Here is a 15,593-nt window from a genome sequence, read left to right as displayed (position 1 = left end):
CATGGCGGAGAGGGCGCAAGCGGAACTTTCGAATATCTTCATTAATTTTGGTATGGCATACCGGATTCGTAAGAGATCGGCGATTTGCGGTGGTGAAACTGTTTGACAAGGTGTGCCGTGCGCGGCAGGTTTCGAAGAGAAATGTAAAAAGACCGGGGCTAACAGGCTTCGGATCACGGCGCGGAGGGGTATGTCTTGATGATTTTCGTGGCTCCGCGCCGGTTTGGGCGGTTTCTTTTTCCCGCATTGTCTCTGGGTGTAGCGCTGCTCGGCGGCTGCAAGGTGCTTAGCGTGGAAGAGGACCGTGCGATCCGTGCGCGTCGCGGGTCCGATTTCGACGCCCCGCGCTATGTCGATGCCATCTGGGCGCGCAAGGTGCTGCCGGAACTCGATCGCAAGGCGGTGTCGGCGCGAGATCTGCTCACAGCTGTCGACGGTGGCATGGAACTGGCCGGTGCCAAGCTGGGGCGCCGCGTCGGGGAGGGCTCCGCATGGACCTTCGTCGTGCGCGGAGAGGGCGTGGTGTCGCGCGTCGATGCGGGATCGCGGCGCGGCACGGCGGAAATAGCGCTCGCCGATGTGCTCGGCCGCACCGCGCAGGTTCAGATAGGCCCTGTCGTGTCGGGTGCGGCGGTACGCGATGCCCTGCCTTTCGTGGCTTTCAATGACTTCGCCGACCAACTCGCCTTCGCCGATCTCGGTCGCGCGCTGACCGCCAGTGCGCTGCGCGGGGTGAAGCCGGCAGTCGGGACTTTACGTGTCGGCCAGCGCGTCCGCTTCCTCGGCGTCGCCAACCTGCGCGAGGCCAGCGATCCTATCGTTTTGACGCCGGTTGCGCTGGCGCCGGTCAAGGCGGGCTGAGCATGTCGGTGCCGCACGCTATCGCGCTTCGGGCCGAAGGGGTGGTCAAATCCTATGGAGCAACCCGGGCCTTGCGCGGGGTGGACTTCGCGGTCCGGGCTGGGGCGGTCAACGTATTGATCGGCGAGAATGGCGCGGGCAAATCGACGTTGATGCGGATACTCGCGGGTGTCGAACGCCCCGGCGCGGGGCGCTTGCTGCTGGGCGACACGCCGGTCGCCTTTGCTTCGGTACGGGATGCCGCGCGGCAGGGCATCGGCATCGTCTTTCAGGAACTCAACCTCTGCCCGAACCTGAGTGTGGTCGAGAACATCTTCCTCGGCGACCCGCTGCGCCGTACCGGCCTGATCGACCGCGCGGCGGAACGCGCCCGCGCGCAGGCCGTGCTCACCCGCCTCGGCGCGACGATCGACCCGGACACGCAGGTCGGATCGCTGCGGATTGGTCAGCAGCAGATCGTCGAGATCGCTCGCGCGCTGGCCGAGGATGCGCGTATCCTGATCCTCGACGAACCCACCTCCGCGCTCAGCGGCGGCGAGGTGACGGCTCTCTTCGAGGTAATCGGCGAACTCAAACGCGCCGGCGTCGGTATCGTCTACATCTCGCATCGGCTCGAGGAGTTGATGCAGATCGGGGATTATATAACCGTGATGCGCGACGGCGCGGTGGTCGCGTCGGCGTCGGCGGCGGATGTGTCGGTGCCGTGGATCGTCGCGCAGATGCTCGGCGACGCCGCAATGCCGACTGCGCGGCCCGCCAGCTCAACCGTTCCAGGTGCGGTGGTGCTGGAGGTCGAGGACGCGACGGTACGCCGGCCCGGCGGCGGCACGCTGGTCGATGGCGTCTCGCTGAAATTGCACGCCGGTGAGATCGTCGCGATCTACGGTCTGTTGGGGGCGGGGCGCACCGAATTGTTCGAATATCTCTGCGGCGCGCGTGCGGGAACCGGCCCGGTCCGGCTCAACGGCGAGGCGATCGACGCCATGTCGCTGGTCAAGCGGATCGAGAAGCGCCTCCTGCTCGTCCCGGAGGATCGCCAGCGCGAGGGGTTGTTTCCCAATCTCAAGGTCGGCGGCAATCTCAGCCTGTCCGTCCTCAAACGGCTCGCTCCGAACGGACTGGTATCGGGCGCGGCCGAGCTCGGCGCGGTGGACAGCATGATCGGGCGGCTCGGTATCAAGGCGCGGTCGGGCGAAACGCCGATCGGCGCGTTATCGGGCGGCAACCAGCAGAAGGTCGTCATTGGCCGCTGCCTGATGCGTGGCCCCGCCGCCCTGCTGCTCGACGAGCCGAGCCGCGGCATCGACATCGGCGCGCGAGCGGAGGTGTTCGAAACGATGCGGACGCTTTCGGCCGAAGGCGTCGCGATCGCCTTCACGACGTCCGATCTCCTAGAAGCGCTGGCCGTCGCCGACCGTATCGTCGTGATGGCGAACGGCCGCGTTACGGCGGACCTGCCGGTCGCGGAGGCCGATCAGGGCCGCCTCGTCAGCGCCGCCAACGGCATTTCCCAACATCGAGCCGTGCCGACGCCAGCGATGGTGCCGCAGGCCGTGCATTGAAGGCGACCATGGCAGACAGCGCTTTCCCCATCCCCACCGATCGCACGGCGGTGGCTGACCGCAGTGCGGAAGGCCCGGCCCTTGGCGCGTTGCTGATCCGCCTGCGCGCGTTGATCGCGCTGCTCGTGGTGTTCGCTTTCTTCTCCGTGCTCGCGCCCAATTTCCTGTCGCTGGGCAGCATGCTCATCATGGCCAAGCACATCGCGATCATCGCCGCGCTCGGCATCGGCATGACCTATGTGATCCTGACCGGAGGCATTGATCTCTCGGTCGGTTCGATCGCGGGCCTGTCGGGCATGGTGGCGGGCGCGCTGATCCTCAACGGGCTGACCGTGGCGGGCTGGGTGATCTATCCCTCGATTCCGCTGGTGATGCTCATTGCCGTTGCGGTCGGCGGGCTGATCGGGCTGGTCAATGGTACGCTCGTCACGCGATTCGGCGTCGCGCCGTTCATCGCGACGCTTGGCATGATGTATGTCGCGCGCGGCGCGGCCTTGTTGCTGTCGGACGGCGCGACCTTCCCCAACCTTGTCGGCGCGCCCGATTTCGGAAACGAGGGTTTTGCCGTGCTCGGCGCGAGCCGGTTGCTCGGTGTGCCGCTGCCGGTGTGGATCGTCGGCGCGCTGGCGCTGGTGGCGGGTTTCGTCGCGGCGCGCACGCCTTTCGGGCGGTATGTCTACGCGGTTGGCGGCAATGCGCGTGCGGCGCTCCTGTCCGGTGTGCGTGTCTCGCGCATCCAGACGGCAGTCTATGTCATCTCCGGCACATGCGCGGCGCTCGTCGGCCTGCTTGTCGCCTCCGATCTCGTCTCCGCGCATCCCGCGAGCGGCCAGAGTTTCGAGCTGAGCGCCATCGCTGCCGTCGTGCTGGGCGGAGCATCGTTGGCGGGCGGGCGGGGCACGATCGGCGGTACGATCATCGGCGCGTGCGTCATCGGCACGCTCGGCGACGGCATGGTGATGATGGGAGTCAGCGAATTCTGGCAGATGGTCATCAAAGGTACGGTTATCGTCGCGGCCGTGATACTCGATCAGCTTCAGGGCCGAATGGGCGGCTCGGGTGATCGAGGATGACGATGGCGGGAAAACGCAGCACAAAAGACGGCCCGGCGGCCGCTCCGCGTAAGGCGAAGGCCGTGCGGCGGAGCGACGGAGCGAGCGGATCGCTGCTCGGTGAGCCACGACGGATGAAGATGCTCGCCTGGTTGCAGGAAGAGGGCAGCGCGCGGGTGCGCGACCTTGCCGAGGCGTTCTCGGTCTCCGACGTGACAATCCGGCAGGATCTCGAACGCCTCGAACTCGAAGGCCATGTCGTGCGCGAACATGGCGGTGCGTATCTGAAATCGGTGCCGCAACAGGTGAAGGCGATGGCGCTGCATCACCTCGTCAACATGGACGCCAAGCGTCGCATCGGCCGCGCCGCCGCCGCTTTGGTGGAGCATGGCGAGACGATCATCCTCGATTCCGGATCGACCACCACCGAACTGGCGATGAACCTCGCCGAGCACGAGCATCTGACCGTCATCACCAACGCGCTCAACATCGCGCTGATCCTCGGCGCGCTGCCGACCTCGACCGTCCACATGCCCGGCGGCCAGTTCAAGGCGCCGACCTTGTCGCTATCCGGCGAACGCTCGGCCGATTATTTCAAGGGCCTGTTCGCGCAGAAATTGTTCCTCGCGACCGGGGCGGTTTCGTTCGAGGCGGGGCTGACCTTCCCGGCGTTGGCCGACATCACCGTCAAGCGGGCGATGATCGAGACGGCCTCGCGCGTGTACCTGCTCGCCGATTCCAGCAAGATCGGCAAGACCAGTTTCTCGTCGCTCGGCGGGATCGAGAATATCCACGTCCTGATTACGGACACCGGCATCCGCGACGAAGACCATCGTGCGTTCCTCGATGCCGGAATCGAGGTGATTATCGCATGATATCAAAGCGCTCCCGGCCCCTGCTGATTGTGGGAGCGCTTATCGTCGCGGTTTTCGCGGGTGCCGTGCTTTGGGTGCTTCCCGCCGCGCATGGTTCCAAGCTCATCGTCGTCATCACGCCGTCGCTCGACAACCCCTTCTTCGGGCAGGAGGCGATCGGCGCGGAGGCGCGCGCGCGCCAGCTCGGCTATGCCACGCTCAAGGTTTCGCATGGCGACGACGCCTACAAGCAGAGCGAACTGATCGACAACGCCATCGCGCGCGGCGCGGCCGCGATCATCCTCGACAACGCCGGGGCCGATTCCAGCGTCGCCGCAGTGCTGCGCGCCAAGAATGCCGGCGTGCCGGTATTCCTCATCGACCGCGAAATTTCCGCGCGCGGCGCGGCGGTCGTGCAATTGGTTTCGAACAATTATCAGGGCGCGACCCTCGGCGCGCAGGCGTTCGTCGATGCGTTGGGCGAGAAAGGGGCGTATCTCGAACTGGTCGGCCGCGAATCCGATACCAACGCCAAGATCCGCTCGCGCGGCTTCCACGACGTGCTCGATCAATATCCCGGCATGAAGATGGCCGCGCGGCAGAGCGCGAACTGGGATCAGTCTCAGGCCTTCTCCGTCACGCAGTCGGTGTTGCAGGCGCACCCCGAGATCAAGGGCGTGGTCGCGGGCAACGACACGATGGCGCTGGGCGCGCTCGCGGCACTCGACAGCGCCGGGCGCAGCGACGTCGTGGTTGTCGGCTTCGACGGCTCCAACGACGCGCGAGACGCGATCCGGTCAGGAAAGATGCACGCGACCGTTCTGCAACCCGCGCGCCGACAGGCCGAATATGCCGTCGATCTCGCGGACCGCTATCTCAAGACCGGCGCGACCGGGCAGCCCGAGAAGCTGTTGATGGACTGTTTCCTGATCGACCGAACCAACGCCGCGCAGTTGCAGGATTTCGCGCTCGCGAGCCTTTCCTCCCCCGCTTCCAAATGAGGATTTCACGATGAGCACCCAACGGTACGGCGCCGGCATCTGGCATTTCGCGACTTATGTGGACCGCTATGCGACCGACGGCTACGGCGCGCCACGCACGCTGGTCGAGATGATCGATCTGGCCGGGCAGGTCGAGGATTTGACGGTCGTCGATATCAACTTCCCGTTTCCCGGCGGCGGCGACGTGTCGCTGCCCACGATCGACGCCGCGCTCAAACGCAACGGCTTGTCGGTGATCGGCATCACGCCGGAAATCTACACGCGGCAGTTCGCCAAGGGTGCCTTCACCAATCCGGATCCGGGCCTCCGCCGCCTTGCCAACGAGATGTGCAACGAGGCGGCGAAGATGGTCCGTCACTTCGGCGCGGACTATGTGAAGCTGTGGCCGGGTCAGGACGGTTGGGATTATCCCTTCCAGGTCGATCATCGGGAGATCTGGAAGCTGTCGGTCGAGGGGGTGGCCGAACTGGCCAGCCAGAATCCTGACCTCAAATTCGTCATCGAATACAAGCCGCGCGAACCGCGCGTGCACATGAGTTATGATTCGGTCGCGCGCACGCTGCTCGGCATCGAGAAGATGGGTCAGCCGAACGTTGGCATCCTGCTCGATTTCGGCCATTCGCTCTATGGCGGCGAGAGTCCGGCGGACGCGGCGCAACTCGCGATCGACCACGGCCGTCTGTTCGGCATGGACGTGAACGACAATCTGCGCGGCTGGGACGACGACATGATCGCCGGCTCGGTCCACCCTATCGAGTTATTCGAATTTTTCTGGACGCTTCGCAAGAACGGCTGGGAAGGCGTGTGGCAACTCGACCAGTTCCCATTTCGCGAGGATAGCGTCGAGACCGCCAACAGCGCGATCGGCTTCCTCAAGCGGATCGAGCGAGCCCTCGATAGACTGGATTTCGACGCGCTGAAGGCGGCGCAGAAGCGCCAGGATGCGGTCGCCGCGCTCAACCTCGCGCGCGGCGCCCTGTTCGGCGATTGATCGGTGGCGCCAGCCGCGCCCGATCCGGGCGGCTGGTGCCTTCACGGGAGAGTTTCGATGCATCGTTGTTTTTCAGCCGCGGCGCGCCTCGCGCTGCTCGCATCCGTTTGCGTGGCCGGGCCGTCCCTCGCGGATGCCCCCAAGGCGTTTCGCGACCTCAATCACAACGGCCGGCTTGATCCTTATGAGGATACGAAGCAGCCCATCGATGCGCGGCTCGACGACCTTATCGCGCGGATGACGATAGAGGAAAAGGTCGGGACGTTGCTGCACATGAGCGGCTCGGCGGCGGGCGCACTCGGCACCGGGCGCGCGTATGACATGGCGAAGATGATCCCGGCGATCACCAAGACCCACATCACCAGTTTCATCACCCGCCTTGCGGTGCCCCCGGCCGAGATGGCGGCGCAGAACAATGCGGTGCAGCGCGTGGCGGAAGGCGCGCGGCTCGGCATTCCGATCACGATCAGCACCGATCCGCGCAACCACTTCCAGGCGGTGCTGGGCGCGAGCACTGCGGGCGGGGGTTTCTCGGTCTGGCCCGAGACTCTGGGCTTCGCGGCATTGCGCGATCCGGCGCGCGTGCGGCGCTTCGGCGACATCGCGCGGAGCGAATATCGCGCGGTCGGCATCCACATGGCGCTCTCCCCGCAGGCCGATCTCGCGAGCGAGCCGCGCTGGCCGCGCGTGACGGCGACGTTCGGCTCCGACCCCGCGCTCGTGTCCAAGATGGTCGGCGCCTATGTCGAGGGCTTCCAGGGCGGCGCGAACGGCGTGACGCGGGGCGGCGTCGCGACCGTGGTGAAGCACTGGGTCGGCTATGGCGCTGAACCTGAAGGGTTCGACGGGCACAACGCTTATGGTTCGGTGGCGAAGCTCGACAACGCCAGCTTCGCCCGTCACGTCGCTGCGTTCGACGGAGCGTTCGCGGCGAAGGCGGCAGGAATCATGCCGACCTACCCGGTCATCACGGGTGTCACGCTGAACGGCAAGCCGCTCGAGGCGGTCGGCGCGGGTTTCAACGCGGAGTTGATCGACGGGCTGTTGCGCAAGGAGAAGCATTTCGGCGGACTGGTCGTCTCCGACTGGGCGATCACCAACGACTGCCCCGAACAATGCCGCGCGCCGACCGAGCAGAAGCCGCAGGGCGTCGCGATCGGCATGCCCTGGGGTGTCGAGAGCCTGACGGTCGAGCAACGCTTCGCCAAGGGCATCAATGCCGGGATTGACCAGTTCGGCGGCGTCGCCGAGCCCGAACCGCTGTTGGCGGCGGTGAAGGATGGGTCGGTCAGTGTCGCACGGATCGACGCGGCGGTAGCCCGCGTGCTGCGGTTGAAGTTCGAGCTCGGGCTGTTCGACAATCCCTATGTCGATGCGAACGCGGCGGCGAGGATCGTCGGCGATCCGTCTCACATCCGCGAGGCGGAAGCCGCCCAGCGTGACGCGCAGGTACTGCTGGAAAACCGCGACGCGATGTTGCCGATCCGCGCACGGGGCAAGCGGGTGTGGCTCTACCGGGTCGATCCGGCGGCGGCGCGAGCGAAAGGCTTCGTCATAGTGGACGATCCGCGCCAGGCTGATCTCGCCATCCTGCGCGTCGATGCGCCGTCCGAAAAATTGCACCCCTACGCCTTCTTCGGATCGCGCCAGAACGAGGGGCGGCTCGACTTCCACGACGGCGACAAGGATTACGAGGCGATCAAGCGCGCCACCGCCGCCGTGCCGACCGCCGTCGCCATCAACCTCGACCGGCCAGCCGTGCTGACCAACGTGCGCGGCACGGTGCGCGCGCTGGTCGCGACCTTCGGCGCGAGCGACGCGGCTGTGCTCGACGTGATGACCGGCGCGGCGGCGGCCAAAGGCCGGTTGCCCTTCGAACTGCCTTCGTCGATGGCGGCGGTTGCGACGCAGAACCCGGCCGTACCCGACGACAGCGCTGCGCCGCTCTATCCGTTCGGCTACCGACATCCGTAACGAAGGAAAAGCATGAAGAGCCTGCCGGTCGCGCGGCTGCGACTGGCAGGCGGCATTAGCGAGATGGGCATGCCGTTCGCTGAGGCCGCGCGTGGAAAGCGGTCTGGCTCACCCGATGCGTGCGCCTATCTTCCCGGTTTTTCATCCAGCCGCTTTTCGGTGCGGGCGCGTCCGTATCAAAAAAAAGGCCCGCCACCGTTGAGGGTGGCGGGCCTTTGCAGGGGAGGGCAGGATCAGAACTTGGTACGGATGCCGAACGACACCAGCCGACCCAGCGTCGAGCCGTTGGCATAGCCCGAGCCCGAGTTCTTATAGGGCGGGTTCTGGTCGAAGGCGTTGTCGACGTTGAGCGTCAGCGAGGTGCCGTTCACGACGTGGAGCTTTTCCAGATCGAGCGCCAGATACAGGTCCACGGTGTCGAACGTGCCGACCTGCTTCTGGGTCGCGTCGAACAGAATTGGATAGCCGCCGCCGTGGTTCAGCTGTGCGCGGCCGGTGACTGGCCCTGCTGTCGCACCAAGGGTCGCGATGAAGTTGAAGCGACCGACGCCATTGTCGAGCAATTCGGTATAGACGCCGTTGCTCGACGGGCTTGAGCGACGATGCAGCGTGTAGGTGCCGCCGAAGCTCGCGTTGATCGAACCGAAGCTGGTGGGCTGGTTATAGGCCAGGTTGAAGTCGATACCGTCTTGCAACAGTCGCCCGCGATTGTAGCGGCGCAGGTCGAGCACCGAATAGGGCGTACCGAAATTGGCGTAGAGGAAAGCCAGCGACGGGAAATTGTCCGGCTGCTTGCCGCCCGAGAAGGCGTTGACCTGCGCGGCCGTCGGATTGAGGATGTAGAATGGTGCGTTGAGCGGATCGGCATACCAGGGCAGGCCGCCGCTGAAGCCGCCCGAATTGACGCTGATGATGTCCTTGAAATCGATGTTGTAATAGGTCGCGCTCAGCGTCAGCGCCTTGAAGAAGGACGGGTTGATGTCCCCGCCGATCGACCAGGTGTGGGCCTTTTCCGGCTTCAGATTGGGATTGCCGCCGGAAATCCAGATGATCGGCCGCCCGCCTGAATATCCGATGCCCGTGGTATAGGAGATGCGCGAGTCGACCGAACCCACCGTGTCGGCAAGGCTCGGTGCGTGGAACGAGGTGCCCCAGTTGCCGCGCAGTGTTATGCCGTCGATTGGCTTGTAGGTGAAGCCGACCTTGGGGTTGGTCGTACCGCCCACGTCGCTGTAATGGTCATAGCGCAGCGAACCGGTGAGATTGAGCGCCTGGAACCCGGTCCGCGCGTTCGATTCGCCAAAGATCGGCACAAGCACTTCGCCGTAGACCGACTTGACCGTGCGACCGGCTGAGGCGGAGTTGCGGAATGGCGCGCCCGCCGAACCGAAGCGGATATCGGCCGCGATCCCCTCCCAATGATATTCCGCGCCGACCGCGAGGCGTACGTCGCCGCCCGGCAGTGACGCGAGCGTGCCGTCCGCGACGAGGCGGCCCTCGGCCAGATCCTGAAGCGCGCGCGAATAGTTGCTGTAATCGCGGATCGAGGCGAGCACCGCCGGATTGGTGGCGGAAATGTTGTACGGGTTCAGCGCGGTGGCGGTCGTCGTGCCGGCCAGCGCGGCGGCGACGTTGCCGGCGTTCGTGGTATATTCGATCGTATTGTTATAGCTGTGCCCGTAATTCGCGAGGCCGCGAAGGTGCCAGCTATGGCCGAGATCGGCGTCGAAGGTCGGCGTCACGCCCCAGGAATCGAACCGGGCCGGGCTGGCGATGCCCTTGCCGAACACGCTCGAGAAATCGAAATTGACGACCTGGCTGGTTTCCGTGCCGACCGGCTGGAAATAGGGGTTGGCATTGGTAATGTTGCCGCTGCCCGCCAGGCTCGCCTGCATCAGGCTGGTGACGCGACGCGAGTAATAGGCCGTGATGTTGGTCGAGATCGAATCGTTCAACTGCTGGTCGAGCGTCGCGAACACGGTGTTGCGGTTCTCGCGCGGATAGATGTCGGCATTATCGGTGGTGCTGCACCGGTTTGCGCCGGCGGCGTTGGTGGCGCCGCGGCCGGGCAGGGGATAGTAGCTCGTGCCGATGCGGATGTTGCTCGGCGTGCAGTTGAAGCTGCGGTTGTCCGGTCCGCCATGCGCGGTGAAGTTCTGGGTGACGTAATCGCGCTCATAACCCTGGACATTGTTGTGCCAAGCATAGGCATAGGACACGAACAGCGAGCCCGATCCCCAGTCCTTGCCGACGGTGACATTGGCATCGAGCGTGTTGTAGCCGTTTGCGAAGCCATAATGGCCGTTCGCCTCGACGCCGTCGAAGCGCTTGCGGGTGATGAAGTTGATGACGCCACCGATCGCGTCCGAACCGTAGATCGACGAGCCGCCGTCCGGTATCACCTCAACGCGCTGGATGATGCTGGGCGGGATGATCTGCGGATCGACATAGGTCTGCAAGATGCCCGAGCCGACCACGCGATGGCCGTTGACCAGCGTCAGCGTGGTGGTGCCGCCCGATGCGCCGAGGTTCCGCAGGTTGGTCTGCACGACCGGCTGACCGAAGCCCGCAGTGCCGGTCGGGATCGTGTTGAAATTGCCGATCTGGGGGATGTTGGCGAGCAGATCATTCGCGGATTGCGCACCGGTTGCGACGACATCGGCCCGCGAGATGCTCAGCACGTTGGTGCCGACCGGAGCCACGCCGCGCAGCAACGTCCCTGTGACGACGACATCTTGCTGGGGGGCGGTGTCTTGCTCCGGCGCGTCGGCCGCCAACTGGGCCTGCGCCTCGGGGGTGGTTGTCTGTGCCGTCGCGGTGCCGCCCGCGCCAAGCATCAGAGCGAGCACGCTTGCCGAGCCTAGCGCCAGCCGCGAAGTTCCGAATCGTTTCATATCGAAATCCCCTCCTTTTCCGTTACCCGGCAACGCCTTGTTCGACGTCTTCCGGGGCACTCGCGGCAAAGCGCGGTGCGATGTCGTCCTATCGCAGCGTTTTTTACATATCAACTTATTATTTTCGATTATCTGCTATTCGGAAATAAACGAAAATTCGCGCTGCGTTGTCGTGGTTTAGCGGCACGGGAGCGCGGTGCGGAAGACGCGCGCGGATCACAAGAAGGCGCCGGACAGCCGTTGTGCGGCGGTTTCAGGATGGGCTCGTCGCCCGCTTTCTCCGTCGGCGGCGGGCGATGCGCCTATTGCGACGGCGGCAGCGCGTCCATCGCGCGGAAGCGTGCCTGCTCGACCATGGGCTGACCGGTGGTCTTCATGTCGATGATCTGCCGCCACGGCATGTCCGACGTACCCGCCGCCTGCCATTCTGGCAGGCCCGGACCGTTGGGATTTCCGGTCTTGATGAAATTGACGAAATAGCCTTGCAGCACCTTGGAAACCTGCCGGTCGGCCGGCGTCCAAGGGTAAAGGGGCGTTATGCCGGCCACGTCCAGATTGCCGAGCGCATATTCGATCTCGGCACTGTGTACCGCGCCAACGATCGGCATGGATGGGGCGGGGATGCCGATCGCGGGCTGGCGGATGTGGTCGTAGCGGAAATAATAGGTCGGCTGGCCGCTCTGGCGGTGCAGATCGAACCATTTCCAGGTTGGCTGCCCGAGGAAATGATCGCTCGACACTTCGGTGGAAACCTTCACCACGTCGGCGTCGCTCGCGACCGGATAGAGCTTCAGCACGGTGTCGGCGTTCCCGCCGAACAGCGTGGCGATCCCCGCGCGATATCTGGCGACGTTCGGCGCGTCGGTGCCGATTACGGCGTTGGCGAACATATCCTGCGAGTTGGAGCCGATCATCGCCGGGACGTGCGCAGCCCGTCGCGCCGCATAGGTGGCGTCGAGCGTTTGCGGCAGCAAATAGCCATCGATCACGAGACCAAGCCCCGGACTGCTCTTCGCGTCGCTGTTGAGGACGGTGTCGGCGGGAAGCGCGCGTAGCGCCGCGAGCGAAGTCGCGCCGAGTTTCTGGCCGAACGCCACGCCACTCGCCTCCGCGGTCTTGAGCGGGACCGGCCCCAATCGCCCGTCCACCGCTGCGCCGCTTTCCCCGATCACGCCGACGATCAGGTCGCGCGAAAGCGGCGAGACGGTCAGTGCGCTCACCGAGAACGCGCCCGCAGATTCGCCGTTTATGGTGATGTGCGACGGATCGCCGCCGAAGGCCGCGATATTGTCGCGCGCCCATGTCAGCGCCGCGACCTGATCGAACAGGCCCTGATTGCCGGAGGCGTGATGCGGAGATTCCGCCGTCAGTTCAGGATGCGAGAAGAAGCCAAAATTTCCGAGGCGGTAATTGGCCGCGACGACGATGATACCCTTTTTGGCCATGCTCGCGCCGTCATAGCGCGATTCGTCGGCCGCTCCGGCTACGAAGCCGCCGCCATAAACGTAGAAGAACACGGGCAATTTCATGCCGGGCTTGGCGTTGGCCGGGGTCCAGATGTTGAGGTAAAGGCAGTCCTCGCTGTCCCCGGTCGAGCGAAAGCGCATGTCGGCGAAGGCGGCGGATTGCTTGCAGCGCGTGGACCATTGTGTCGCCATGCGAACGCCCGCCCATTTCGCCAGTGGCTGCGGCTCACGCCAGCGCAGCGGCCCGATCGGCGGTTGCGCGAACGGAATCCCTCGGAAGCTGCGCACGCCATCCACCATCATGCCTTGAACAGATCCGCCGGGTGCCGCGACCTGCAACGGATCGGCCAGCGCCTGCACACTGACCGTTGCGAGTGCGATGGCTACGAATCCGAGAAATTTCATCCCCTTGGTCCTCTCGTTCAATAGTGTTCCTGATCCGGTCGATCTGACTTGCCGGTGGTTTGCGTAATGGATCAACGCCGACCTTCCTTCGACCGTCGCCTTGGCGATGTTCTGGATGGTGGCCCGCCTATTCCGATGCCGCGGGTATCGTCGGCATGACAGGCGTGTCTGGTGCGCGCTCCCGGTTATCCGCTATATTTCGATTTCTTTCTAGTTTCTTTAATCGGAAGATCTGCCGGGTAGTTGCGTCTGTCAATCCCATCATGCTGCGCAGGAACGGCGCAGACTTATCTGTTGGCCTCGTCGAGAGATGCGGAGTCCAACGTTGCCAAAGTCATCAGCATCAATTCGGCAATTGCCGGCAATATCTCCAGACCTGCGATCTCGTCGTCTGCAACCCCGCCGTGTCTGCGACGCGCGGTTTGCCGGGTAATCCGGAGCGAACTGCCGTTTGCTGGCAACACAGGAAATCGGCCTTGCTTCAGATCAGAACGATCGGTTCAAATGGGTCGTTGGAGGCTGTTTCCAGCGCGCGACCTTCAGGCGGCGTGGCGTGCTGGTCGTACACCCGTCGTTTGTTGGCGCCGACATCACGCTCGCCAATGACCCGACACTTTCGGGTTCGGATTCCGAGGATTACCCCGCGTTCGGCAACGTCACCGCGTATTTTGGCGACACGACCGCCTCATCGATCGGTCTCGCTGCCCCCGAGACTTGCCACGTTGCTCGTTGACGGCGCTGCGCGTCACGCCTCGATGACTTCGGCTACCGGCCGGCGTGGCGACCAGGGCAGCGTCGGCCCATAGCCGAAGCGCATAACGATATCCGGGCGGCGGCCCGGAAGACCGATGAGCGCTGCCAGATCCGGGCGCAGGCTGGCGACCTCGACCGGCTGGTTGATGAAGGCGTGTTTTAGACCCAATGCCGTTGCCTGCAGAGCGAAGCGCTGGCAGGCCCGCCCGACCGTAACCCAATCCGCCGGCGATTCCCGGGCGCCTACGAAGATCGCGATGCCTGCGGACGAACGGATCTGCCGGCTATAGGCGCCGTTTTGCGATGCCGCCGTGGAAAGCCAGTCGAACGCGGTTGGCCCCACCCAGTCGGGAAGCGCAGGGTTGCCGCTCGCCACGCTGTAAAGGCCATCGTCCGTTCGAAGCGCCTGGCGCGGATTGAAGCGCAGCCATGCCTTCAATTCTCGCACGAAAGCCGCATCGCCCATTTGCGCAGTGTTGCCCGCCTCCACCAGATCGCGCAGGTGGGCGATCCGCGGGCGATCGGTGAGAAGCACCAGATCGACACCGGGAACGGCCGCTGCCTTGGCGAGCCGATCGAGATCGGCGTTGCCGACTGCACGCCCATCATACTCGGCCCGTGTGGACTGGCGCTTCGGGATGGCGTCGAACAGCGCAGACGGGCGCTCCGGCCCATGCTCGAAATCGAACACGACCGCTCCCGCAGCGGACGGATCGAACCGCACGCGACCGGGCCGACCACGCGCGGCGGATGCCAGGGAGAGATTTTCGGCCGCACAGCCGAGGCTCACGAACAGATGGTGGTCGTCAGGATCAACGACGGGCGTTCGCCGCGTGAAATCGGGGAGGATGTCGACCCGCCTCTCGCGAGCGCGAAACCGCCACGGCTGCGTGTTGTGTCCATTGGACGCGAGCGTGGCGTAGCGGATGAGATCGCGGAATGGGGCGGGGTCGGCCAGCGGTTTGCGGAGCGGGGCAATGTCGGCTGCATAGTCCGCAGGTGACCCCATGCCGGACAGGGTGAGCAGGGTCGCGCCGCCGCCGAGCGCGACGGTCGCGCCGGCCCCGATCAGCACATGCCTCCGGTTCATGTGCTGGTCGCTGTCGCTCGGGCGAGGATGATCGCCGAGGCAGGCGGTTGCGTGTCGCCGAAGATTTCCAGCGTGGCGGTTACGGGGGCCGTGACGAAGCCGTTGAAGCCCAGGAACTCGAACCCGTCGAGCGTGGCGATGCGCATGGCCTGGTCAGGCATCCGGGCGTCGCGCCCGACCAGGATCGCGCGGAAAATACATGCCGGCGACTGCCGTCAACGCGATAAAGACGAGCGCTATCGCCAAGGCAATTACCCAGTAGCTGGCATCGTCCCGCGACACGAACCAGCCAGCGATAAGAGCGGGCACGAACAAGACGATGCGGGCAACCCAGACCATTGTGTTTCTCCCGGCTTTGAGGCGACCCGATCCTGCGACGATCCCGCAGATGTGGGCAATACGGGAAAGCCACAGGGCCGCTTCTCGCCGCCAACGACGGTGCCGAAGCGTTTTCTTCTCATATTGAGGCGATAGGGCGAACGCGACTGTGCGTAACCTTCGTCTGGGCCAATCCGTGCCTGCGGCACCCACCGTACCCGCGAAGCCATCTCGACCGCCGCGCGGTTCCCGTCCCGCTACGGGCATTCACCGATAGCGACGGCTCGCGCGAAGGGAGAGGAGCAGACGTCGGCCCCGGGATCACGCGCTTTTCGGGACAGGCAAATGGCTGCCGTAATGGCCGAGCGTTGG

13 protein-coding genes are annotated in these 15,593 nt (G+C 64.9%); 8 read left to right on the top strand and 5 right to left on the bottom strand.

Annotated elements, in window-relative coordinates; genetic code table 11:
- Positions 1 to 198: 198 nt before the first annotated feature.
- From J0A91_RS00225 to J0A91_RS00195, 7 genes are all read left to right on the top strand, one after another.
- On the top strand, positions 199 to 861 hold the full coding sequence (locus J0A91_RS00225) for a DUF2291 family protein (protein ID WP_069203226.1): 663 nt from the start codon (positions 199 to 201) through the stop codon (positions 859 to 861).
- Between the two features lie 2 nt (positions 862 to 863).
- Positions 864 to 2,423, top strand: a complete 1,560-nt coding sequence (locus J0A91_RS00220; RefSeq protein ID WP_069203225.1) for a sugar ABC transporter ATP-binding protein — start codon at positions 864 to 866, stop codon at positions 2,421 to 2,423.
- A gap of 8 nt (positions 2,424 to 2,431) precedes the next feature.
- Positions 2,432 to 3,496 carry an ABC transporter permease gene (locus tag J0A91_RS00215; RefSeq protein WP_069203224.1) on the top strand — a complete coding sequence of 355 codons (1,065 nt, stop codon included), beginning with the start codon at positions 2,432 to 2,434 and terminating at the stop codon, positions 3,494 to 3,496.
- Between the two features lie 62 nt (positions 3,497 to 3,558).
- Entirely contained in the window at positions 3,559 to 4,350 is a 792-nt protein-coding gene (locus J0A91_RS00210) for a DeoR/GlpR family DNA-binding transcription regulator (RefSeq protein WP_240502141.1), read from the top strand.
- A 65-nt stretch (positions 4,351 to 4,415) separates the two neighbouring features.
- The gene (locus J0A91_RS00205) at positions 4,416 to 5,330 is read left to right on the top strand and encodes a D-ribose ABC transporter substrate-binding protein (RefSeq protein WP_206364959.1); all 915 of its coding nucleotides are present in this window, start codon (positions 4,416 to 4,418) and stop codon (positions 5,328 to 5,330) included.
- Between the two features lie 10 nt (positions 5,331 to 5,340).
- Positions 5,341 to 6,321, top strand: coding sequence for a sugar phosphate isomerase/epimerase family protein (locus J0A91_RS00200; RefSeq protein WP_069203222.1), 981 nt, complete (start codon positions 5,341 to 5,343; stop codon positions 6,319 to 6,321).
- A gap of 57 nt (positions 6,322 to 6,378) precedes the next feature.
- On the top strand, positions 6,379 to 8,295 hold the full coding sequence (locus tag J0A91_RS00195; RefSeq protein WP_150126783.1) for a glycoside hydrolase family 3 protein: 1,917 nt from the start codon (positions 6,379 to 6,381) through the stop codon (positions 8,293 to 8,295).
- A 233-nt stretch (positions 8,296 to 8,528) separates the two neighbouring features.
- Here the strand turns inward: J0A91_RS00195 and J0A91_RS25025 are convergent, their stop codons facing one another.
- Together J0A91_RS25025 and J0A91_RS00185 are read right to left on the bottom strand one after the other, a co-directional pair.
- Positions 8,529 to 11,189: a TonB-dependent receptor plug domain-containing protein gene (locus J0A91_RS25025; protein WP_069203221.1), complete on the bottom strand. Its 2,661-nt coding sequence runs from the start codon at positions 11,187 to 11,189 to the stop codon at positions 8,529 to 8,531.
- A 302-nt stretch (positions 11,190 to 11,491) separates the two neighbouring features.
- Entirely contained in the window at positions 11,492 to 13,060 is a 1,569-nt protein-coding gene (locus tag J0A91_RS00185; RefSeq protein ID WP_069203220.1) for a carboxylesterase/lipase family protein, read from the bottom strand.
- A gap of 553 nt (positions 13,061 to 13,613) precedes the next feature.
- On the opposite strand from J0A91_RS00185, the gene J0A91_RS00180 reads away from it, so the two are divergent.
- The gene (locus J0A91_RS00180) at positions 13,614 to 13,793 is read left to right on the top strand and encodes a hypothetical protein (protein ID WP_150126782.1); all 180 of its coding nucleotides are present in this window, start codon (positions 13,614 to 13,616) and stop codon (positions 13,791 to 13,793) included.
- Between the two features lie 12 nt (positions 13,794 to 13,805).
- Here the strand turns inward: J0A91_RS00180 and J0A91_RS00175 are convergent, their stop codons facing one another.
- From J0A91_RS00175 to J0A91_RS00165, 3 genes are read right to left on the bottom strand one after another with little or no spacing between them, the layout of a single operon-like run.
- Positions 13,806 to 14,903: an Acg family FMN-binding oxidoreductase gene (locus J0A91_RS00175; RefSeq protein ID WP_069203218.1), complete on the bottom strand. Its 1,098-nt coding sequence runs from the start codon at positions 14,901 to 14,903 to the stop codon at positions 13,806 to 13,808.
- The gene (locus J0A91_RS00170; protein ID WP_206364958.1) at positions 14,900 to 15,064 is read right to left on the bottom strand and encodes a hypothetical protein; all 165 of its coding nucleotides are present in this window, start codon (positions 15,062 to 15,064) and stop codon (positions 14,900 to 14,902) included. Before J0A91_RS00170 ends, J0A91_RS00175 begins: the two co-directional genes overlap by 4 nt.
- On the bottom strand, positions 15,057 to 15,242 hold the full coding sequence (locus J0A91_RS00165; protein ID WP_069203217.1) for a hypothetical protein: 186 nt from the start codon (positions 15,240 to 15,242) through the stop codon (positions 15,057 to 15,059). Before J0A91_RS00165 ends, J0A91_RS00170 begins: the two co-directional genes overlap by 8 nt.
- Between the last annotated feature and the right edge of the window lie 351 nt (positions 15,243 to 15,593).

The sequence above is a fragment of the Sphingomonas panacis genome (genome assembly GCF_001717955.1).
GTDB classification, from domain to species: domain Bacteria; phylum Pseudomonadota; class Alphaproteobacteria; order Sphingomonadales; family Sphingomonadaceae; genus Sphingomonas; species Sphingomonas panacis.
Note: the sequence above shows the minus strand (reverse complement) of the source record. Positions and strands in the feature narration are given on the sequence as shown.